Below are 20,003 nucleotides of genomic sequence, written 5' to 3' on the forward strand. Positions count from 1 at the left end.
GCAATAGCGCAATTGCCCTTGCCCGTCATCATTGCCGTTGCTTTCCATGGGGCTAAGCAATCGCGTCCCGGTCAACGTTCCCAGCGTACCGCCGGGATTTCGTCACCCCTGTGCTTGTCACAGGGGTCCATTCTGCTCCGCTGACAGCTATCTGGTGGGTTGCATTCTGCCGGTCGCCAACAGTCTGTATACGGATGGTTCGAGGCATGGATTCCTGTGACAAGCACAGGAATGACGGAGTGCTCATCAGCGTCGCTCCCAATTCGAGGAGCCTTGCAACAACAGGAGAACAGGCCGTCTTGCTTGGGTGCTTGGGCTGTCCAGTGAAGGATGACAGGTGGAAAACTTCCGCTATGCTCCTCGCCCGCCCCGTTAACCTTAACAATTGGTTTACGTTGCAGGGCGCCGCGCTTTCACCCATGCTGGCGGCGAACGAAAGGCGGTCACCTTGCGCGTTATTCTGTTTTTATGGTTTTTCCCCCTGGTTCTGTTCTGGGGCTGGTTTGCGTTAAGCGTGAACGACTGGTCTTTCGGCTTCGTCATGCTGTCGCGTGAATTGCATGATGTCGTCTTCGACATCTATGCCCGCACGCTGGGCGTCGAGCGCGAATTGCTGCCGGGCATGATTGCCGGAGCCTGCGCGGTCGATTCAGCGCTGATCATGGCGATTGCGGCCTTTCGCTGGCGCGCTTCCTGGATGCCTCATCTGCGCGAGATGCTGGCCTCCTACTGGCAGGACGATCCTGTCGATGACAGTGCGCCCGTCAATGGCAATGCGTATGACGGCCTTACAGCCGCTGCAACCGTTCCAGCACACCCTGCAGAATAACCGCCGCCGCCGCGGCATCGATTTTTTCCGCTCTTTTCTTGCGTGACAGATCAGCTTCCAGCATGGCCCGTTCGGCGGCGACCGTGGAAAGCCGTTCATCCCACAACAGCACCGGCAGATCGCAATGGGCCGCCAGATTGCGCACGAAAGCGCGCGTCGCCTGGACCCGCGATCCCTCGCTGCCATCCATGTTGAGCGGCAGGCCGAGGACGAGGCCAAAAACCCCTTCCTTTTCGGCAATTTTTTTCAGTTCGGCCACGTCGGCGGTGAATTTCGTGCGCTTGATGGTGTAAAAGGCGGAGGATACCGTCAACAGACCGTCGGAAATCGCCAGCCCGATGGTTTTGGTGCCCAGATCAAGCCCGAGCAGGCGCCTGCCGGGTTTGTGCAGCGCCTTCAAATCCTCAACTGAGATAATGTTGCCAGTTGCCTTTTTTCCTGTTGTCATGGAGCCTCTATGATCGCCTCAACCGGTAAATGCAACGCGCCGTTGACAGACAGTTGGGCACACAGTCGGCAAACAGCCGCGCAAAACGGCGCGCAGTCGGGAGAAACCCATGAAAATCACCTGGTATGGCCATTCCGCCTTCGGTGTCGAGACCGGAAAAGCCAAGATCCTTATCGATCCCTTCTTCTTCGGGCCCTATGAGGACGAGGACAAGAAGAACAGCGCCATCAATGGTACCACCCATGTGCTGCTGACCCACGGCCATGACGATCACATCGGCGATTCGCTTGCCATCTGCCGGCAAACCGGCGCCATGCTGGTCGCCAATTTCGAAATCTGCATGTATCTGGTCGGCCAGGGGTTGTCCGACAAGCAGATCAATCCCGGAAATCACGGCGGGACGGTCGATTGCGGCGGCTTTACCACCACCTTCGTGCAGGCCGTGCATTCTTCCTCAAAACAGACCGGGGAGAACGGCAACAATGTCTATCTGGGCAATCCTGCCGGGCTGGTGATCCACGCGGCGAACGAAAAGACGCTGTACCACATGGGTGATACGGACATTTTCGGCGACATGGCGCTGATCAACGAACTGCACAAGCCGGATGTGGGCATTGTGCCGATTGGCGACCGCTTCACCATGGGCGGGGCCGTGGCGGCGCTTGCCTGCCGGCGTTTTTTTGATTTCAGCACCATTTTGCCCTGTCACTATGCCTCCTTTCCCATCATCGACCAGACGGCCGATGGGTTTGTCGCGGCGATGGAAGGCGATGCGGAGAAGGTGAAGGTGCTGGAAGCCGGCGGCTCGATCGAGGTTTGATGCCTCGAATTACGTAGGCAATTTGGCGCTGCGCCATTGAACCGGCGCGATGCTGCCGTTATAGGCTGCTGTGATAATTGTAGCAAAAGTCGCACAAGTGCGATTGCCGTCGTAATCGTCAGGTTCTCCCATGTCCGTTGATCTTGCCACCGTCAAGCGCGTCGCCAAACTTGCCCGTATCGCCGTTTCCGACCAGGAGGCAGAAAAGATGCAGGGCGAGCTCAATACGATCCTTGGCTTTGTCGAGCAGTTGAACGAGGTCGATGTTTCGGGCGTCGAGCCGATGACCTCGGTCGTTTCCATGGAAATGAAAAAGCGCGATGATGTGGTCAGTGACGGCAACAAGGCCGATGACATCGTCGCCAATGCACCGGCGACGGAAGATCACTTCTTCATGGTTCCGAAGGTTGTCGAATAAGGCCTGCGCCCGTGGTTACGTCTCTTGGTGGCCCGAAGGTCACGATTAAAGCCGAAACGCCGCTGCAGGATGAAGTGCGGGCCATGATCAAGGAACTGAACGCCGTCATGAACCCGCTGTCGCCGCCGCAGTTTCAGTTCCAGATGACCGCAGAGCAGATCGACGAAAGCGATACCACGCTGTTTTTGGCGCGGGACGGTGAGGGCAGGGCGCTGGGCATGGGTGCGCTGAAGGTGCACGATGAAAACATGGGCGAGGTCAAGCGCATGTATACCCGCCCTCAGGCACGCGGAAAGGGCGTTGGCTGGAAGCTGTTGCAGCAGGTCGAAGCCCTGGCGGCCCAAAAGGGACTGAAGGAGTTAAAGCTCGAAACCGGCGAGGCGCCGGGGTTCGAGGAAGCCTGGAAGGTCTATGAGCGCAGCGGCTATACGGTTTGCGGCGCGTTTCTCGACTACCCGGATTCCGGCTGGTCGAGATTTTACATGAAGAAACTTGGATAAATGACAGATTTAACGAAACTAACCATCGCTCAATCTCGCGACAAGATGGCCGCGAAGGAATTTACGTCTGCCGAGTTGACGGACGCCTATCTGACGGCCATCGACAATGCCAATTCGGCTTTTAACGCCTATGTCACGGTGACTCACGACAAGGCGCGCACAATGGCGAAGGTGTCCGACGAGCGCCGGGCAAAGGGCGAAGCAGGCGCGCTGGAAGGCATCCCCCTCGGCATCAAGGATCTTTTCGGCACGAAAGACGTCCATACCCAGGCCTGCTCCCATGTGCTTGACGGCTTCAGGCCGAAATACGAATCCACCGTGACACAGAACCTGTGGGATGACGGCGCCGTCATGCTGGGCAAGCTCAACATGGACGAATTCGCCATGGGTTCCTCCAACGAAACGTCCTATTACGGCCCGGTGATCAATCCATGGCGGGCAAAGGGTTCCAACAAGGATCTGGTGCCCGGCGGTTCATCGGGTGGTTCGGCGGCGGCCGTCGCAGCCCATCTGTGCGCAGGCGCCACGGCAACCGATACCGGCGGCTCGATCCGCCAGCCCGCCGCCTTTACCGGCACGGTGGGCATCAAGCCCACCTATGGCCGCTGCTCGCGCTGGGGCATTGCCGCCTTTGCCTCTTCGCTCGATCAGGCAGGCCCCATTGCCCGCGACGTGCGCGATGCGGCGATCCTGCTGCAGTCCATGGCCAGCGCCGACGACAAGGACACGACGTCCGTTCCCCTGCCCGAAGCCCATTACGAGGCAGCCATCGGCAAATCGGTAAAGGGCATGAAGATCGGCATTCCTGCCGAATACCGCATGGACGGCATGCCTGAAGAGATCGAAACGCTCTGGCAGCAGGGCATTGACTGGTACCGGGCAGCGGGCGCCGAGATCGTCGATATCTCCCTGCCGCACACCAAATATGCCTTGCCGGCCTATTATATCGTCGCCCCGGCGGAAGCCTCTTCCAACCTGGCGCGCTATGACGGCGTGCGCTACGGCCTGCGCGTTGACGGCAAGGACATCGTCGAAATGTATGAAAATACCCGGGCGGCAGGCTTTGGCGCGGAGGTAAAGCGCCGGGTCATGATCGGCACCTATGTGCTGTCGGCCGGTTATTACGATGCCTATTACCTGCGGGCCCAGAAAGTGCGTACCCTGATCAAGAAGGATTTCGAGACGGTCTTTGCCGACGGCATCGATGCCATCCTGACGCCGGCAACCCCGTCGGCAGCCTTCGGCGTCGCCGATCAGGACATGGCCGCCGATCCGGTGAAAATGTACCTCAACGACATCTTTACCGTCACCGTCAACATGGCAGGCCTTCCCGGCATCGCCGTTCCTGCCGGCCTCGACCATCAGGGCCTGCCCCTTGGCCTGCAGTTGATCGGCAAGCCATTCGAGGAGGAAACCCTGTTTCAGGCCGCCAACGTCATCGAGGATGCTGCGGGAAGGTTCGAACCGGAAAAGTGGTGGTAGACTGTGTATCCCGGCAAAACAGGGCCGGACGGGGAGCGCGAAAACGCATGACACATCACATCTCCAGCCGCTATCCGATCACCGGTCTTGCTTTCAGGGAGCAATGCAAGGCGGCGTTCGACGAAGCCGGTGCGCTGGTGCTGCACGGGTTCTTGACGCCTGAGGCGGTCGAAGCCGTACGCGCGGAGGGGGAAGCGAAAATCGGGGAAGCCTATTTCTGCACCACCAGCCACAATGTCTATTTGACGCAGACCGATGAAACCCTGCCCGGCGATCACCCCTTCAACCGGCAGGTGGTTTCCTCAAAGGGCCTGATTGCCGATGACCAGATCGGGGAAAATTCGCCGCTCAAGGCGATCTACAACGATCCCGGTTTTACGGCCTTCATCAGCCATGTGACCGGGGAAAGGGAAGTTCATCCCTATGCCGATCGGCTTTCGGCGGTGAACCTGCATTTTGCCGGGGAAGGCCAGGAGCTTGGCTGGCATTTCGACAATTCCTCTTTCGCCACCACCATCCTGATCCACAAGCCGCAGGCGGGCGGGCGCTTCGAATATGTCCGCGACCTTCGAAACTCGCAAAAGGGCGAGATGAATTATGAAGGCGTCGCCGCCGTGCTCGACGGTAAGATCAAGCCGCAATCGCTCGATGCCGAACCCGGCACGCTGATGCTGTTTAGAGGCCGCGATTCCCTCCACCGGGTAACCCCGGCCGAAGGTGCGGTAACGCGCATGCTTGCCGTGCTGGCCTACAATTCAGAGCCCGGCATCTCATTGTCCGAAAGCGCGATGCGGACCTTTTACGGCCGCACCGCGTAACTTGCGCAAGCCCTACCGGTTGTCCATCTGGCCGCGCACCAGTTCGAGCCCGCGCCTTGTAATGCGATAAGGTCCGCCCAGGCGCGAGGCGATGGCGCGCCGGCGCTTTAATTTGCGGAAGAGTTCAAGATCAAGCCCGCCATAGCGCCAGCCCTCGCGGGTAAAACACACTGTCGCGGTGATCTTCCTGTGCTGTTTGATGATTTCAATGCGCCCGCCCTGCGCCAAAAGGTGCAGGACACGCTGCTCGTCGCGTGAAATGTCCATGGTTGTGAGAGGTCCGCTGAAAACACTGGATAAGCATCAACGGGCCACCTGAATGAGGCGGCCGGTTGGGTTCAGTGATTGCCCCGCCGGATCGACCGGCCGGGCTTCAACGGGTCTCGTTGAACATAAAAGCTCCGGTTTGCGGGAGTTCTTTAAGGCCGGGGCCAGGGGCTTGTCAAAGCCAAATCGGCAACAAAAGGCACCAATTGCCGCCTGATCCGGCGATCTGCGACCCCGATTGCCGCATTTGGCTGCTTGTCAGGCTGCCTTTTTCGCGGTCAGTCTTTTCCTATCCGACACGCGGGGATGTGGTACCCAATCCCATTGTCCGCAGGCTGCCGGTGTCAAATCTGGGCAGCAGTCATGGTTCAGCGCCGCATTCCGCTTACTGTCTACCGCCCTGCAAGGGCAGGGGTGCAGGCATTTGCCGTTCTGGCGGCCTTTGAGGCAGCCTCCCGTGCCGTCATCATCTCGGTCTTTCCGGTGCTGCTCTACCGCAGCCTGGGCAACGCCCAGGCCGTTTCCGAGGTCTATTTCGGCGCAGGGCTGGTCTCGCTGGTCGTCGCCCTGTTCACCCCCTGGCTGGCGGGCCACGTGCCGCGCCGCTTTCTTTATACCGGCGGCATTGTGGTGATGATCGCCTCCAACATTGCCGCAGCGCTTTTGGGCGCCCCGGCAGCCCCTTTCGCGCTGCTGGGCAATACGGTGGCGCTGGTGGTCATGACGGTCTGTTTTAACGCCTATGTCATGGATTTCATCGACCGCACTTCCATGGGCAAAAACGAAACCGCAAGGCTGCTTTATTCCGGTCTTGCCTGGGCGGGTGGGCCTTATCTTGGCGTTCTGCTGATGGACATCTGGCCGCAAGGCCCGTTCTGGCTCGCGGTCGTGTTCTGCTTCGCCCTGCTCGCCTTCTTCTGGTATTTGCGCCTTGGCGACGGCAAGGTCATCACCCGTGCCCGGTCAAAACCGGCCAATCCGCTGGCCTATCTGAAGCGCTTTGCCGTTCAGCCGCTGCTGGTTGCCGGCTGGGCCTTTTCCTGCCTGCGTTCGGTCGGCTGGCAGGTCTATATCGTCTATCTGCCGATTTTTGCCGTCGAAAACGGCCTGGGAGAGCAGCTTGGCGGGATGATGCTGTCGCTCTCCAACGCCCTGCTGTTCCTGGCGCCCCTGGTATTGCGCTTTCTGGTTGCCCGCAGCGTGCGCTTTGCCATCCAGATCGGCTTCGGCTTCAGCGCCCTGTTTTACTTTGCTGCCGTGGGCCTTGCCTTTCTGCCCTACAGCGCCGCCGCCATGGCAACGGTGGCCACACTCTTCCTTTCCACCGTCTTTCTCGTCGTGCTCGACGTTGCAGCAGGCCTGCCGTTCCTGATGTCGGTCAAACCTTCAGAACGCACCGAAATGGCGGCTGTCTATTCCACCTATCGCGATGTTTCAGCCGTCGTCACCCCCGGTGCGGCGCGCCTGATCCTCGTCTTTGCACCGCTGACGGCGGTCTTTGCCGCCACGGGAGCTGGCCTGCTTGCCTGCTGGTTTGTTGCTGCAAGGCTCAATCCCAGGCTTGGCAAGGGACACCGCCCTGCGGCATGAAAGTGCTTGCAAACGCTGCCACGCCGGGCTTTGAGGGTTCGCGCATCCAGCGTACTCAAGACAGGGTCCCGACCAGTTCAGGAAAAATCGATGTCGGAAAAATCCAACATGACGGGCGAACGCACCAAGGCCATCCATGCCGGCGAAGCGCCCGATCCGGCAACCGGGGCATCGGCCCCCAACATTGTCATGAGTTCAACCTATGTCACCGAACAGGTGGCAGGCTTTTCCGCCCATGATCTGGAAGATGACGCGCCGTATCTTTATGCCCGCTGGGCCAATCCGTCGGTCGACATGCTCTCGCGCAAGATCGCCGCGATGGAAGGCACCGAGGCCTGCATGTGTTTTGCCTCCGGCATGGCAGCAGCAACCGCGATCTTTCTGTGCAGTCTTTCGAGCGGTGACCATGTGGTGGTTTCCGATGTCAGCTATGCCGGGGTGGCTGAACTGGTTCGCGAAACCCTGCCGCGGTTCGGCATAGACGTAACACTCGCCGACATGAGCGATCTTGATGCGGTGCGCACCGCCATGCGCCCAAACACCCGTCTTGTTCATGTGGAAACGCCGGTAAATCCGATCGTGCGGCTGACCGATCTTGAAGCGGTCTGCGCCATCGCCCGGCAAGCCGGTGCGAAGGTTTCCTGCGATTCCACCTTTGCTTCGCCCATGGCGACAAGACCGGCGTCTGTGGGCGTTGACTACGTGATGCATTCGGCAACGAAATACATCGGCGGCCATGGCGATGCGGTCGGCGGCGCGGTGGCCGGCTCGAAAGCCGATATCGCGGCCCTCAACCTTGAAGCGGGCATTCATCATGGCGGCATCATGTCGCCATTCAACGCCTGGCTGATCGCCCGTGGTGCGGCAACCCTGCCGCTTCGCATGAAAGCGCATGAGGAAACGGCGCAGGCGGTTGCGCAGTTTCTGGAAGACCATCCCAAGGTGACCAGGGTGATTTATCCCGGCCTTGAAAGCCACCCCCAGCATGATCTGGCAAAACGCCAGATGCATAATTTCTCCGGCATGATTGCCTTTCAGGTGGGCGATGCGGCAACCGGACAGGCAACTGCCACCCGCATGGCGAGCGATCTTGAAATCATTCACTACGCCGTTTCCCTGGGCCACCATCGCTCCTTGATCTTCTGGATGGAGACCGCAGGCCTGATGGAATCTTCTTTCCGTCTTGAGGGAAAACAGCTTGAAAGCTACCGCGCCTTTGCCGGCGACGGGATTTTCCGCTTGTCAGTGGGACTGGAGGATGCCGAGGACCTGATCCGCGATCTCGACCGTGTTTTATAGGAAAACGGAACGGGTATTTTCATGGAAGCCAGCAATGGCCGGGCGGCAAGAGCCAATTCTCCTTGACCTGCCAGCGGCAAGCCGCCATTAGGGCGTACAAATTTGCTGTACACCGCCCGGTTTTGCCCAACGACATCATGACCCTCATCGATACCCGCACGCCCGATCCCAAACGCTTCATCCCCGGTGCCACCGGCGATTGGGAGATCATCATCGGCCTCGAAGTACACGCCCAGGTCGCCTCCAACGCCAAGCTCTTCTCCGGTGCTTCCACCGAGTTCGGCGCTGAACCCAATCACAACGTGTCGCTGGTCGATGCCGCCATGCCCGGCATGTTGCCCGTCATTAACCGCGAATGCGTGGCCCAGGCGATCCGCACGGGGCTGGGGCTGAAGGCACAAATCAACCACCGCTCGGTTTTCGACCGCAAGAACTACTTCTATCCTGATCTGCCCCAGGGCTATCAGATATCCCAGTTCAAGGATCCGATCGTCGGCGAGGGCAAGATCATCATCTCCGTGGGGCCGGACAACAAGGGGCAATTCGAGGACATTGAAATCGGCATCGAGCGCCTGCATCTGGAACAGGATGCCGGCAAGTCGATCCACGACCAGCATCCCACCATGTCCTATGTGGATTTGAACCGCACCGGTGTTGCGCTGATGGAAATCGTCTCAAAGCCCGACATGCGTTCTGCCGACGAGGCGAAGGCCTATATCACCAAGCTGAGAACCATCCTGCGTTATCTGGGCACGTGTGACGGCAATATGGAGCAGGGTTCCCTGCGCGCCGATGTCAACGTGTCGGTTCGAAAGCCCGGCGGCGAGTTCGGCACGCGCTGCGAGATCAAGAACGTCAACTCGATCCGCTTCATCGGTCAGGCCATCGAATACGAGGCCCGCCGCCAGATCGCGATCCTTGAAGACGGCGGAGCGATCGATCAGGAAACCCGGCTGTTCGACCCGAACAAGGGTGAGACACGCTCCATGCGCTCCAAGGAAGATGCCCACGATTACCGCTATTTCCCCGATCCCGACCTGCTGCCGCTTGAATTTGAACAGGCCTGGGTCGATGAATTGGCGAAAAATCTCCCTGAGTTGCCGGACGACAAGAAAAACCGCCTGATGGCCGAATTGGGCCTGACGGCCTATGACGCTTCCATTCTGGTTTCCGAGAAGGCGATTGCCGATTATTTCGAGCAGGTGGCCGAGGGCCGTGACGGCAAGCAGGCCGCCAACTGGGTCATCAACAACCTGCTCGGCAAGCTCAACGAAACCGGACAGGAGATCGGGGAAAGCCCGGTTTCACCCGATCAGCTAGGCAAAATCCTCGACCTCATCAAGTCGGGCGACATTTCCGGCCAGATCGCCAAGGAACTGTTCGACATCGTGTGGGCGGAAGGCGGCGACCCGGGAAAAATTGTCGAAGAACGCGGCATGAAGCAGGTTACCGATACCGGCGCCATCGAGGCCGAGGTCGACAAGATCATCGCCGCCAACCCCGACAAGGCCGAACAGGCGAAGGAAAAGCCCAACATGGCGGGCTGGTTTGTCGGACAGGTGATGAAGGCGACCGGCGGCAAGGCCAATCCCCAGGCCGTCAACAAGCTGGTGCGCGAGAAGTTGGGTATTGAGGGCTGAACCGGGCCGTTATTCTCAATAGGAATTTTTCCCTGTGGCATCCCAGGTCTTCATCCGTACAGCTTCAAAACGCGATCTTGCAGCGATCCGGCAACTGCTGATCGAGACCTGGCATGCGACCTATGAACCGATCATCGGCGCGGACAAGGTCGATGAGATTACTGCCATTTGGCATTCGCCCGAGGCGCTGGAAAGCCGCCTCTCTGCACCGAACTCCGAGTTTCTGGTTGCCGACACCGGCAGCGAGATCACCGCCATGGCCTTCGCCAGCCAGGACGGTAAGGTCATCGACTTACAGCAGCTTTATGTCTCACCGGCGCACCAGGGTAGCGGTATTGGGACGAAGCTCATCCGGGAGTTGCTGAGCTGTTTCATCGGTGCTGAGACCATGCGGGTTCAGGTTGCCAGCGCCAATACCGGCGCAGTTGGCTTCTATACCGCATTCGACTTTGCGTCTGATGGCAGCGATCCGGTGCGCGAGGAAGCAACGGGCATGGACCATGTGACGCTGCTGCTCGACATTCCCGAACAGCACCGTTGGAATGCGCTTTAGTTCCGTTCAGTTCACAACCAGCTCACGCATTTGCCATCGTCAATTGAGTTGCAACGCCCACTGCGGCACAATAGGGCAGGTGCGTTATCCTCTTTCCCGGAGCTTCCACCATGATACGCTTTCTCAAAATCGCCATTCCTGTCTTCATCCTCGGTTTTGTTGCCGGCAATGCCTTCTGGTATCTGTTTTCGCCGCTGTGGATTGACCGGGAAGTCTCCGAAAGCCTGCCGGCCGAACTGCAGCTTACCACGCTCAAAAGCGGCACGTTTGTTGATGCCGACAGTGCTCACAAAGGCTCCGGCAAGGCTGAAATCCTCCAGGGTGGGGCAGGCACCACGCTGCTGCGCATGACCGATTTCCGTGTCACGAACGGTCCTGATCTGGAAGTCTGGCTGGTCAAGGCGCCAGACCCCAAATCCTCTTCCGATGTATTGGCCTCCGAATGGGTGTCACTGGGCGCGCTCAAGGGCAATGTGGGCGATCAGACCTATGTCATTCCGGCAGAGACGGATGTCTCTGCCTACGGTTCGGTTGTCATCTGGTGCGAACAGTTTTCCGTGCTGTTCTCGCCTGCGGCGCTGAGTTCGGCCAACGGGTCCTGATCGAAAAACATTTCCATCCGTGGCGCTGGAAGAACATTGTTCCGGCTGCAGCTTTGTGTAGTTTACTGTGAAATTGGCGTGGGCGGCCGCTGGCCAACCTTTTGGAGAATAAAGACGCGCAAGCGCCACGTCAGATCATCCAACACGGCAGGTTTTGGGAGTTCGCTGTGATCAAGACGCCTTATCTTCTTTTTCTTGGCGATGCGCCGGACCAGCTTGCCGCAAAGGTTGCCCGCGGTATCGGCGACTGGCGGCCGGACAATGTGGTAGGCCAGTTGCGGCTCGAAGGCTGCAGGGCTGATGTTGGCGCCCCGGACATGAGCCTGCAGGAAGCCTGGGATAAGGGCGCCCGAACGCTTGTTATCGGGGTTGCAAACCGGGGCGGCGTCATCTCCCCCAGCTGGAAGGCGGTTCTCCATCAGGCACTCGACATGGGCTATGACCTTGCCTCCGGCCTGCACAACCTGCTGCGCGATGAACCCGATCTCGTGGCGGTTGCCAATTCGGCAGGCCGGATGCTGCACGATGTGCGCATTCCGTCGGTCAAATACCCCATCGCCAGTGGTGTGAAACGAACCGGCAAGCGCTGCCTGCCGGTCGGCACCGACTGTTCTGTCGGCAAGATGTACACAGCACTGTGCATGGAAAAGGCGATGCACGCCAAAGGCATGAAGGCGACGTTCCGTGCCACCGGCCAGACCGGCATTCTGATCACCGGCGACGGCGTGCCGCTCGATGCGGTCATCGCCGATTTCATGGCCGGTTCCATCGAACATCTGACCCCGGACAATGAGGCAGACCATTGGGACCTCATCGAAGGGCAGGGCAGCCTGTTCCACGCTTCCTATTCCGGTGTCACCATGGCGCTTGTCCATGGCGGCCAGCCCGATGCCCTGATCTTGTGCGATGAGCCGGGCAGGGCGCACATGCGCGGATTGCCGGACTATCAGATGCCATCGCTGGAACAGGTTCGTGACATGGCTCTATCGCTTGCCCGCATTGTCAATCCGGCCTGTCAGGCTGTGGGCGTTTCGCTCAACACGTCGGCAATGGGGGACAGCGAGGCGCTGGAATATTGCCGCTCTGTTGAAAAACGGCTCGGCCTGCCTGCGGTCGATCCCTTCCGCCATGGCGCTGAACCCCTGGCTGACGCGCTCAAGGCTCTGTAAGGAAAGCTGTTTTTAGAGCGTGTCCGGCTTAAATGGAATCGTTTGAGCGCCGGGAGTTTGGTCTTCGGCAAGGAGGAAAATGCGGCGCAGTGCAGGCACTGTCAGTATTTTCCGGCGCTGCCCGAAGGGCAAGGAACCAGGTTCAAACGATTGCAGAAAACCCGATACATTCATGATGTTAAGTGCCCGGCTGTGGTGTCTTTTGCGTTCTGGCTTCGTCGAAATCCTCGCAAGGTGGCAAGGCACCGCGCTGCGGTGTTCTCCTCACCAGAAACGAAAAATCCATCCATGCAAACTGCTTCCATTTAAACCGGGCACGCTCCAGGCGCCCGCCACGCCGCGGGACACGCGCCACTCACAATATTTTTGTCCGGCAAGCAGTTTAAACTTTCGTCGCAGTATGACAGGCTGAAAGCCTTACACCACCGAGGGAGGAGATTCGGCGTGTCGTCCAATAACCGCAAGGAACCCAGTTTTCGCCAAAGTGTGGATGCCCTGTACAACCGGGCGATCCGGCACATGAACATTTCCGAAGGGCTGGCGGAAAAAATCCGCGTCTGCAATTCCACCTATACCGTGCGGTTCGGCGTCAAGCTGCGCGGCGACTTCCATACCTTCACAGGCTACCGTTCGGTGCATTCCGAGCACGCCGAGCCGGTCAAGGGCGGTATCCGCTACGCCATGAGCGTCAACCAGGACGAGGTCGAGGCGCTTGCAGCGCTGATGACCTACAAATGTGCCGTGGTGGAGGTGCCTTTTGGCGGTTCAAAGGGTGGGTTGCGTATCAATCCGCGCGACTGGAGCGAAGACGAGCTGGAGCGCATCACCCGCCGCTTTGCCTTCGAACTGATCAAGCGCGACCTGATCAATCCTTCCCAGAACGTGCCGGCTCCGGACATGGGAACCGGCGAGAAGGAAATGGCCTGGATTGCCGACCAGTACAAGCGCATGAATACCACCGACATCGATGCGCGCGCCTGCGTTACCGGCAAGCCGCTTAATGCCGGCGGGATTCGCGGCAGGACCGAAGCAACCGGCCGCGGTATCCAGTACGCGCTGCGCGATTTCTTCCGCTATCCCGAGGACGTCAAGGCATCGGGCCTGAAGGGCGATCTCAAGGGTAAGCGCATTATCGTCCAGGGCTTCGGTAATGTGGGCTATCATGCGGCCAAGTTCCTCCAGGAGGAGGACGATGCAAAGATCACCCATATTCTCGAGTACAATGGCGGACTGGTGAATCCCAAGGGCATCAAGGTGCAGGAAGCCAAGGACTGGTTTACCCATCACGGCTCCTTCAAGGACTGCGAACTGGGCGAATTCGTCGAGGAAACCAAGCCCCTCTTCGAGGCCGAGTGTGACATTCTCATTCCCGCTGCGATGGAAGGGGTCATCAATCTGGAAAACGCCGACCGCATCGACGCCAATTTGATCATCGAGGCTGCAAACGGCCCGGTGACGGCCGGTGCCGACGAGGTTCTGCGCAAGAAGGGAACCGTCATCATCCCCGACATGTATGCCAATGCCGGCGGTGTGACGGTCTCCTATTTCGAATGGGTCAAGAACCTCTCCCACATCCGCTTTGGCCGCATGCAGCGCCGCGAAGAGGAAGCACGCCACCGCATGCTGATCGAGGAGATCGAGCGGGCAACCAGCAACAAGCTCTCCAAGGCCTTCAAGGAGCGCTACATCAAGGGTGCTGACGAACTGACCCTGGTTCGTTCCGGCCTGGACGATACCATGCGCGGTTCCTATGCGACCATGCGGGAAACCTGGCACGACAAGCGCAGCGATGATCCTGATTTCGATCTTCGCACCGCCGCCTACATAATCGCCATTCAGCGGGTTGCCGACAGCTACAAGGCGCTTGGCCTGTAACCAAAGCGTCAATTGGAAAATCGGCGGTTTGTCCGGCAACAATGCCGGGGTGTTTACCCCGGCATAGCCCGGTGCTATCGGCCGGCCGGTTTGCGCTCACCGCGCCACCAGCGCACAACATCGCCATAGTCAAAGCCGAGCGATATAAGATCGGCCGCGAGCAGCAGCAACAGATAAAGCTGATAGCTTTGCGCGCCTTGCGGCCTGAAAAGGATCAGCCAGATGACGAGCGGCGTCCAGAAAACCACATGGGAAAACGCCATCAATCTGGAAAAGCCGCGCTGGATCACCATGACCGGTAGGTTTGGCGCAATGCCGGCGATGGCCAGAAAGGCAATCCAGCCGCCGTCAGCTTCGCCGATAAACAGGATGCTGGCGAGGTTGACGGGCACCAGAATGCCCATCGTCCAGATCTGAACCCACAGCGGCAGCGCCCTGAGAGAGTGCCATATGTCTGCTATCAGTTCGCCCATTATGGCCAGGTTTATCGCAACAGCATGGTTTCCTCGACGCCGCCCTCGATGAGGCCGAGGCGTTTGTCGAGATAGGTACCGCAGCGCTCGATCAACTCGTCTTCCTGATCGGTGAAGAAGTGATTGGCGCCCTCGACGATATCCTGGGTGATCTTGATGCCCTTTTGTGTCTTCAACTTGTCGACAAGGCCCTGCACATCGCTCGTCGGTGCCACCCGGTCCATTTCGCCATGAATGATCAGGCCCGATGAAGGGCAGGGGGCAAGAAACGAAAAATCATACAGGTTTGCCTGCGGCGCGACGGAAATGAATCCTTCGATTTCAGGCCGCCGCATCAAAAGCTGCATGCCGATCCAGGCACCGAAGGAAAAACCTGCCACCCAGCAGCCGCGCGAATCAGGATGCAGGCTCTGCACCCAGTCGAGCGCGGCAGCAGCATCGGAAAGTTCGCCCTGGCCATGGTCGAACTCGCCCTGGCTGCGTCCCACACCCCTGAAATTGAAGCGCAGGGTGGTAAAATTGCGCTCCACGAACATGTAGAAAAGATCGTAGACGATCTTGTTGTTCATGGTCCCGCCAAACTTCGGATGGGGGTGGGGATGCAATACGATCGCGATGGGGGCTGTCTTGTCTTCCGAAGGCTGATAGCGGCCTTCCAGCCGGCCGCTTGGGCCATTGAAAATCACTTCTGGCATCGTCTCTCCTGATAGGGGCGCCACTTCGGCAGCCATTGGCCGCTGCACCCCCGGATACTTGACCTTGGATAACGGCCCGTCTAAGACCATTTAGAATCGTTCTAAATGGCCGGTCTTCACAGCACGGTCCGTCTGTGGAATTTTCTCGTGGGCGCTTCTTTAGACAATTGAAGGTGCCGAATACAAGAAAAATGCGGAATCAGCGGGAAAAACGGCGCTTTTGGTCCTGAAGCGGCGAAACGGCCCAGGCAAGAACAGGGCCGCAAGAACAGGGCCGCAAGCAAAGGTCAAATCGCAAAGGCGAAGCAGGGTGAGAACCTATCTTGACTACAATGCCGCAGCTCCCCTGAGGGAGGAGGCCCGGGCCGCCATGGTCCAGGCGCTGTCGGTTTGTGGCAATGCCTCTTCCATCCACTCTGAAGGGCGGCAAGCGCGTGCTATCGTGGAGAAGGCACGGCGCCAGCTTGGCGAAGCGCTTGGCGTTTCCCCCGGACAGGTGGTGTTTACTTCCGGTGCCAGCGAGGCGGCGGCCCACGCCCTTTGCCCGGTCGTGCGCGCTGGCGGCAGCGAGATACCGGTTTCAACCCTGTATGTGAGCGCTACCGAACATGCCTGCATATTGGCGGGCGGGCGGTTTTCCGCGCAAAACGTCGAGGTGCTTCCGGTGGATGCCACCGGCACCCTGGACCTTGCGGCCCTGAAGGATGCCCTTGCAGGCCATGATCGCGCGCAGGGGTCGCCGATGGTTGCCGTAATGTTCGCCAATAACGAGACCGGCGTAATCCAGCCGGTGGCGCAGATTGCCGAACTGGTGCATGCCCATGACGGGTTTTTCGTGGTCGATGCCGTTCAGGCTTTCGGCCGGATACCGTTTTCGGCCACCGAGCTGGGCGCGCATTTTATCCTGCTGTCGAGTCACAAGATCGGCGGGCCACAGGGTGCAGGCGCGCTGGTTCTGGCAAATGGCTCGATTTCACCGGCGCCGCTGATACGCGGCGGCGGACAGGAGAATTTCAACCGGGCTGGGACGGAAAACGTTGCCGCAATTGCCGGTTTTGCGGCTGCTGCCGGCCTGGCAGCAGGTGCAAACGGTAAAACGGCCGGTGAAATAGGCGCAATTGCCGCGCTTAGGGACTCGATTGAAACCGGGATAAGCACTATATGTGGGGAAGCCGGAAACAAGGCCGGGCAGCCGGTCTTTTTCGGACACGGCGCTCCGGCAGGCAGGCTGGCCAATACCAGTTGCTTTGCCGTGCCGGGCATTAAGGCCGAAACGGCGCTGATCTCGCTGGATCTTGCCGGCATTGCCGTTTCTTCGGGATCGGCCTGTTCGTCGGGAAAGGTAAACAAGTCCCATGTGCTTGAAGCCATGGGCGTGGATGATGAATTGGCGGTCTGCGCGCTGCGCGTCAGCACCGGACCGCAATCGACCGGAAGCGATGCCGAGGCATTTCTCGGCGCCTTCCGCAACATAGTGAACCGCATCGCTGCCTGAGGCAGCAGGCGGTTCAGGTGAAACCAACTGGCGGGAAGTTGAACCCGCAAAGGATGGAGAGAGCCAATGCCTGCTGTGCAGGAGACGGTTGATGCCGTCGCTGAACTCGACGTTGACAAATACAAGTACGGTTTTTCCACCGACATCGAATCCGACAAGGCCCCAAAGGGCCTGAACGAGGATGTCATCGCCTTCATTTCGGCCAAGAAGGAAGAGCCGGAATGGATGCTTCAGTGGCGGCTGGAAGCCTTCCGCCGCTGGCAGCAGATGGTGGAGCCCAAATGGGCGCGGGTCGAATACCCCCAGATCGACTTTCAGGACATCTATTATTACGCCGCGCCGAAAGACTTCGGCGACGGCCCCAAATCGCTCGACGAAGTCGATCCCGAATTGCTGGCAACCTATGAGAAGCTCGGCATTCCGCTGAAAGAGCAGGAAATCCTGGCCGGCGTGCGCAAGCCGGGCGAAGCTTCCCCGCTTGACGAAGATGGCGGCGACAACGTCTACAAATCCGGCCGGGTGGCGGTCGATGCGGTGTTCGATTCGGTTTCCGTTGTCACCACGTTCAAGGAAGAACTGGCCAAGGCCGGCGTAATCTTCTGCTCGATTTCAGAAGCCATTCGCAACCATCCTGAACTGGTGCAGAAATATCTCGCCTCTGTCGTGCCGGTCACCGACAATTACTACGCCACGCTCAACTCGGCGGTGTTTACCGACGGCTCCTTCGTCTATGTGCCCGAAGGGGTGCGCTGCCCGATGGAGCTTTCGACCTATTTCCGCATCAACGAGATGAACACCGGCCAGTTCGAGCGCACGCTGATCATTGCCGAAAAAGGCTCCTACGTTTCCTACCTTGAAGGCTGCACGGCGCCCCAGCGCGATGAAAACCAGTTGCACGCTGCCGTGGTCGAACTGATCGCCATGGAAGATGCGGAGATCAAGTACTCCACGGTGCAGAACTGGTATCCCGGCGATGCCGACGGCAAGGGCGGCATCTACAATTTCGTTACCAAGCGTGGCGACTGCCGTGGCGACAACGCCAAGATTTCCTGGACCCAGGTGGAAACCGGCTCGGCGATCACCTGGAAATATCCAAGCTGCATCCTGCGCGGTAACGGTTCGCGCGGCGAGTTTTATTCGATCGCCGTCTCCAATGGCGCCCAGCAGGTCGATTCCGGCACCAAGATGCTGCATCTTGGCAAGAACACGACCAGCCGCATCATCTCAAAGGGCATTTCGGCGGGCAAATCCCAGAACACCTATCGCGGTCAGGTCTCCGTCCATCGCAAGGCAGCCGATGCGCGCAACTTCACCCAGTGCGATTCGCTTCTGATCGGCGACAAATGCGGCGCCCATACCGTGCCCTATATCGAGGCGAAGAATGCCACCGCCCAGCTCGAGCATGAGGCAACAACGTCGAAAATCTCCGACGACCAGCTGTTTTATTGCCTGCAGCGCGGCATTCCAGAGGAAGAAGCCATTGCGCTGATCGTCAACGGTTTCGTCAAGGAGGTCATTCAGGAACTGCCGATGGAATTCGCGGTCGAGGCGCAGAAACTGATCGGCATCTCGCTTGAGGGGAGTGTGGGGTGATTATCGATAGCACGGCCATCGTCTGGTATGCAGCGATCTGCGGCGCGCTGGCGGCGTTTGCGCCCTCTTTGGGCGGGCGGGGCCTGCGCATTACCATCGGCGCGGTGGTCGGCATCCTGGCGGCAAGCATCCTGCCATTCGTCAAGAACATGATGGGCTATTGAGATGAAACCGGTCATCAACATCGGCGACCTTGAAATGCGCGAAACCGGCAATGGGGCGGGCTTTTCCGCCAGCGTCGCCTCCTTCGGGCCGCAGATCGGCTCAAAAGGCATGGGCGTCATGCTGCATGTGGTTGAAGCCGGCAAGAAGGCGTTTCCCTTTCACGCGCACCACCAGATTGAAGAGCTGTTCGTGATTCTTGAAGGCGAAGGCACCTACCGCTTTGGCGACAGGGAATACCCGGTAAAGGCGGGCGATGTTTGCGCGGCCCCCGCCGGGGGAACCGAAAACGCCCACCAGTTGATCAACACCGGCAAAAAAACGCTCAAATATCTCGGCATATCGACCATGGCCGAAACAGAAGTCGTGGAATACCCCGATTCAGGCAAGGTTGCCGTCGTCAGCCGCTTCGACTGGTCGGCCATGAGCGGCGGCATTCGCCACATCTTCCGCCCTGGCGAACCGCTCGACTACTTCGACGGAGAGGAATGACGAAAGATGAAGGAAGAGACGAAAATGATCGAAATCAAGAACCTGCACGTCAAAATCGCCGAGACCGATACGATGATCCTCAACGGGGTCGATCTGACGGTAAAGGCAGGCGAGGTCGCCGCCATCATGGGCCCGAACGGGTCCGGCAAGTCCACGCTCTCCTATGTCATGGCCGGCAAGGAGGATTACGAGATCACCGAGGGCGACATTCTGCTCAACGGGCAATCCATCCTTGAAATGGAGCCGGACGAGCGCGCTGCCGCCGGTCTTTTCCTGGCGTTCCAGTATCCGGTGGAAATTCCCGGCGTGCCGACCATGAACTTTCTCAAGGCGGCGATGAATTCCCAGCGCAAGGCCCGCGGCGAGGACGAGCTTTCAACGCCCGATTTCATCCGCAAGGTGAAGGAGGCAGCGGCCAAGCTCGGCATTGGCATGGACATGCTGAAGCGTTCGCTCAATACCGGCTTTTCCGGCGGCGAGAAAAAACGTGCTGAAATCCTTCAAATGTCGCTGCTGGAACCCAAATTCTGCGTCATGGACGAGACCGATTCCGGCCTCGACATCGATGCGCTGAAGGTCGTTGCCGACGGGGTCAATGCGCTCCGCTCGCCCGAACGCGCCTTTTTGGTGATTACCCACTATCAGCGCCTGCTGGAGCACATCGTGCCCGACAGCGTGCACGTGCTCTACAAGGGCCGCATCATCCAGTCTGGCGGCAAGGAACTGGCGCTGCAGCTCGAAGAGCAGGGCTATGCGGACATTATCGCCAAGGCCGCCTGAGGG

At 59.1% G+C, this 20,003-nt stretch carries 22 protein-coding genes; 18 read left to right on the forward strand and 4 right to left on the reverse strand.

Features of this window, described 5'->3' with window-relative positions; genetic code table 11:
- Positions 1-385 precede the first annotated feature (385 nt).
- Positions 386-829 carry a DUF6105 family protein gene (locus BVL55_RS16810; RefSeq protein WP_075996247.1) on the forward strand — a complete coding sequence of 148 codons (444 nt, stop codon included), beginning with the start codon at positions 386-388 and terminating at the stop codon, positions 827-829.
- On the opposite strand, the gene ruvX is transcribed toward BVL55_RS16810, so the two are convergent.
- Positions 789-1,277 (reverse strand): Holliday junction resolvase RuvX, encoded by a 489-nt coding sequence (ruvX, locus tag BVL55_RS06730; protein WP_156892454.1) that lies wholly within the window; start codon positions 1,275-1,277, stop codon positions 789-791. The genes BVL55_RS16810 and ruvX overlap by 41 nt on opposite strands.
- A 109-nt stretch (positions 1,278-1,386) precedes the next feature.
- On the opposite strand from ruvX, the gene BVL55_RS06735 reads away from it, so the two are divergent.
- From BVL55_RS06735 to BVL55_RS06755, 5 genes are all read left to right on the forward strand, one after another.
- Positions 1,387-2,097 carry a metal-dependent hydrolase gene (locus tag BVL55_RS06735; protein ID WP_075996248.1) on the forward strand — a complete coding sequence of 237 codons (711 nt, stop codon included), beginning with the start codon at positions 1,387-1,389 and terminating at the stop codon, positions 2,095-2,097.
- Positions 2,098-2,227: 130 nt separating this feature from the next.
- Positions 2,228-2,515: an Asp-tRNA(Asn)/Glu-tRNA(Gln) amidotransferase subunit GatC gene (gatC, locus tag BVL55_RS06740; RefSeq protein WP_075996249.1), complete on the forward strand. Its 288-nt coding sequence runs from the start codon at positions 2,228-2,230 to the stop codon at positions 2,513-2,515.
- 83 nt (positions 2,516-2,598) lie between these two features.
- Entirely contained in the window at positions 2,599-3,015 is a 417-nt protein-coding gene (locus BVL55_RS06745) for a GNAT family N-acetyltransferase (protein ID WP_075997976.1), read from the forward strand.
- Positions 3,016-4,497: an Asp-tRNA(Asn)/Glu-tRNA(Gln) amidotransferase subunit GatA gene (gene gatA, locus BVL55_RS06750; RefSeq protein ID WP_075996250.1), complete on the forward strand. Its 1,482-nt coding sequence runs from the start codon at positions 3,016-3,018 to the stop codon at positions 4,495-4,497.
- A 47-nt stretch (positions 4,498-4,544) separates the two neighbouring features.
- The gene (locus BVL55_RS06755) at positions 4,545-5,315 is read left to right on the forward strand and encodes a HalD/BesD family halogenase (protein ID WP_075996251.1); all 771 of its coding nucleotides are present in this window, start codon (positions 4,545-4,547) and stop codon (positions 5,313-5,315) included.
- Between the two features lie 12 nt (positions 5,316-5,327).
- Here the strand turns inward: BVL55_RS06755 and BVL55_RS06760 are convergent, their stop codons facing one another.
- A complete protein-coding gene (locus BVL55_RS06760; protein ID WP_075996252.1) occupies positions 5,328-5,582 on the reverse strand; it encodes a YjhX family toxin in 255 nt (84 codons plus the stop codon).
- Positions 5,583-5,945: 363 nt separating this feature from the next.
- On the opposite strand from BVL55_RS06760, the gene BVL55_RS06765 reads away from it, so the two are divergent.
- The 7 genes from BVL55_RS06765 (at position 5,946) to BVL55_RS06795 (ending at position 14,310) form a co-directional block, all read left to right on the forward strand.
- On the forward strand, positions 5,946-7,172 hold the full coding sequence (locus tag BVL55_RS06765; RefSeq protein WP_075996253.1) for an MFS transporter: 1,227 nt from the start codon (positions 5,946-5,948) through the stop codon (positions 7,170-7,172).
- Positions 7,173-7,262: 90 nt separating this feature from the next.
- Positions 7,263-8,471 carry a trans-sulfuration enzyme family protein gene (locus BVL55_RS06770; RefSeq protein ID WP_075996254.1) on the forward strand — a complete coding sequence of 403 codons (1,209 nt, stop codon included), beginning with the start codon at positions 7,263-7,265 and terminating at the stop codon, positions 8,469-8,471.
- A 137-nt stretch (positions 8,472-8,608) separates the two neighbouring features.
- Positions 8,609-10,111 (forward strand): Asp-tRNA(Asn)/Glu-tRNA(Gln) amidotransferase subunit GatB, encoded by a 1,503-nt coding sequence (gene gatB, locus BVL55_RS06775; protein WP_075997977.1) that lies wholly within the window; start codon positions 8,609-8,611, stop codon positions 10,109-10,111.
- 34 nt (positions 10,112-10,145) lie between these two features.
- Positions 10,146-10,664 carry a GNAT family N-acetyltransferase gene (locus tag BVL55_RS06780; protein WP_075996255.1) on the forward strand — a complete coding sequence of 173 codons (519 nt, stop codon included), beginning with the start codon at positions 10,146-10,148 and terminating at the stop codon, positions 10,662-10,664.
- Positions 10,665-10,774: 110 nt separating this feature from the next.
- Positions 10,775-11,266 (forward strand): DM13 domain-containing protein, encoded by a 492-nt coding sequence (locus tag BVL55_RS06785; protein ID WP_075996256.1) that lies wholly within the window; start codon positions 10,775-10,777, stop codon positions 11,264-11,266.
- 167 nt (positions 11,267-11,433) lie between these two features.
- Complete coding sequence (gene dgcN, locus BVL55_RS06790) at positions 11,434-12,435, forward strand: N-acetyltransferase DgcN (RefSeq protein ID WP_075996257.1); 1,002 nt, start codon at positions 11,434-11,436, stop codon at positions 12,433-12,435.
- A 444-nt stretch (positions 12,436-12,879) separates the two neighbouring features.
- Complete coding sequence (locus BVL55_RS06795; protein ID WP_075996258.1) at positions 12,880-14,310, forward strand: Glu/Leu/Phe/Val family dehydrogenase; 1,431 nt, start codon at positions 12,880-12,882, stop codon at positions 14,308-14,310.
- 74 nt (positions 14,311-14,384) lie between these two features.
- On the opposite strand, the gene BVL55_RS06800 is transcribed toward BVL55_RS06795, so the two are convergent.
- Positions 14,385-14,783 carry a hypothetical protein gene (locus BVL55_RS06800; RefSeq protein WP_083649411.1) on the reverse strand — a complete coding sequence of 133 codons (399 nt, stop codon included), beginning with the start codon at positions 14,781-14,783 and terminating at the stop codon, positions 14,385-14,387.
- A gap of 11 nt (positions 14,784-14,794) precedes the next feature.
- The gene (locus BVL55_RS06805; RefSeq protein WP_075996259.1) at positions 14,795-15,478 is read right to left on the reverse strand and encodes an alpha/beta hydrolase; all 684 of its coding nucleotides are present in this window, start codon (positions 15,476-15,478) and stop codon (positions 14,795-14,797) included.
- A gap of 370 nt (positions 15,479-15,848) precedes the next feature.
- Here BVL55_RS06805 and BVL55_RS06810 point away from each other — a divergent pair, with 370 nt between their 5' ends.
- The 5 genes from BVL55_RS06810 (at position 15,849) to sufC (ending at position 20,000) form a co-directional block, all read left to right on the forward strand.
- Positions 15,849-16,973 (forward strand): cysteine desulfurase family protein, encoded by a 1,125-nt coding sequence (locus tag BVL55_RS06810; protein WP_428977281.1) that lies wholly within the window; start codon positions 15,849-15,851, stop codon positions 16,971-16,973.
- A 66-nt stretch (positions 16,974-17,039) separates the two neighbouring features.
- Complete coding sequence (gene sufB / locus BVL55_RS06815) at positions 17,040-18,566, forward strand: Fe-S cluster assembly protein SufB (RefSeq protein ID WP_075996260.1); 1,527 nt, start codon at positions 17,040-17,042, stop codon at positions 18,564-18,566.
- Positions 18,563-18,730 (forward strand): hypothetical protein, encoded by a 168-nt coding sequence (locus tag BVL55_RS16465; protein WP_156892455.1) that lies wholly within the window; start codon positions 18,563-18,565, stop codon positions 18,728-18,730. The genes sufB and BVL55_RS16465 overlap by 4 nt, the downstream gene beginning before the upstream one ends.
- 1 nt (position 18,731) lies before the next feature.
- Positions 18,732-19,220, forward strand: a complete 489-nt coding sequence (locus BVL55_RS06820) for a cupin domain-containing protein (RefSeq protein ID WP_075996261.1) — start codon at positions 18,732-18,734, stop codon at positions 19,218-19,220.
- Between the two features lie 24 nt (positions 19,221-19,244).
- A complete protein-coding gene (sufC, locus tag BVL55_RS06825; protein ID WP_075997980.1) occupies positions 19,245-20,000 on the forward strand; it encodes a Fe-S cluster assembly ATPase SufC in 756 nt (251 codons plus the stop codon).
- Positions 20,001-20,003: the final 3 nt, after the last annotated feature.

The organism is Salaquimonas pukyongi (assembly GCF_001953055.1).
Classification (GTDB): Bacteria; Pseudomonadota; Alphaproteobacteria; order Rhizobiales; family Rhizobiaceae; genus Salaquimonas; species Salaquimonas pukyongi.